Genomic DNA, 1,365 nt, shown 5'->3' with positions numbered 1-1,365 from the left:
CTCCAACGTTTCGGAAGCTTCCTTTTGTGTATATCCTTTAAAGTAAAGCAACTCGATAACCTTAATACATTTTTCAGCAAGCTTACTTACGTATTTTGAAATGCCTATAGCATCGGTTTTATTATCTAAGCTATCTTGCGTTGGTAAGATATCTACGAAAAATTGTGCATCAAGGTTTTTTGAAGCATTCTTAAAACTTTTAGATCGTGTTTTATCAATGGCTGCATTTCTAGCAATATTAAGTATCCATGTAAAGAAACGGCCTTTTTTAGAATCGTAAGAATCCGATTTATGCCAAGCTTTAATGAAGACATCTTGCATTAGCTCTTCTGCAATATCATGATCTCTAACAATATTATAAATTACGCCATGCATACTCTCACTATACATATCGTATAATGTTTTAAAAGCACTTTCGTCCTTTTGTTTAAATTTGGTAATAAGTGTGTCTAATGGAATCAAAATAGTAATAGTTTAAAATGAATTGTTATAAATAGATAGCGACTATATAATACGGTCATTATTTAATAACTCCACCACAGCTAACTCTGCTACCAGCGGCACCGCTTGGTTGCGATTTAAAATCGTCTGTTCCTTGGTGTACAATAACGGCTTTGCCTAAAATATCTTTTTTGGGGTCTCCACAGCCAATACACCACTCGTTTGTAGAAAACTTTGCGGCACCAGTACCATCTACTTTAGCTGTAAAATTACCAATGTCTCCTTTATGGTATCCTGTTGCATCTCCCCATTTACCATGCTGTTCTGCTGTAGGGTTCCAGTGACCTCCTGTAGATTTACCATCTGCCGAAGAACAATCTGCTTTTTCATGTAAATGTATAGCGTGCATGCCAGTAGTTAAACCTGTAAAATTTGCAACCATACTTACAGTATCGTCATGTTGAGAAAAAATAACTTTTCCAGAAACTTTACTATCGTTTTTAGGTAACATTGGAACGCTAATACTAACTATTTTAAGGTCTGCTTTTGTTTCCTTTTTAGTTTTAACATTTTCTTTGGTAGACTCTACTGTATCTATTACTGACGTTTTGGGCTCTTGTTTACAACTTATAAGCCCAAAAGTTAAAGCAATGGTAAATAATAAAGTTATTTTTTTCATTTTAGTTTTTCCTTAAATAAGTATTAACTTCTATAGCAACATCATCCCAAGTTTTGCTTACGCCATCTTCTCCTTTGTGTAAATCGAAACAAACCTTGTTTAAAGCTTCTAATGCTCCTAAAGCGTTCCAGTCTTTTAATAACATGGTTCCTTTCATGCTAACACGTCTTTCATCTGTAATTTCAACTTCTAAAGGTAAATCGTTTGTAACACCATTCATTGTTAAAGATGCTACACATTTATTG

The 1,365-nt window shown here is 34.0% G+C and carries 2 protein-coding genes and 1 pseudogene; all 3 read right to left on the bottom strand.

Translation table 11 applies throughout. From position 1 onward, the window contains the following. The coding region (locus ACVC2P_RS01490) for an RNA polymerase sigma factor (RefSeq protein WP_452596714.1) at positions 1 to 459 on the bottom strand (459 nt) is incomplete at its 3' end. 61 nt (positions 460 to 520) lie between these two features. Beyond that, on the bottom strand, positions 521 to 1,120 hold the full coding sequence (locus ACVC2P_RS01485) for a superoxide dismutase family protein (protein ID WP_452596713.1): 600 nt from the start codon (positions 1,118 to 1,120) through the stop codon (positions 521 to 523). A 1-nt stretch (position 1,121) separates the two neighbouring features. After that, positions 1,122 to 1,365: pseudogene (locus ACVC2P_RS01480) on the bottom strand (hypothetical protein); the annotation flags it as partial.

It is taken from the genome of Pontimicrobium sp. MEBiC01747 (assembly GCF_053601635.1).
Note: the sequence above shows the minus strand (reverse complement) of the source record. Positions and strands in the feature narration are given on the sequence as shown.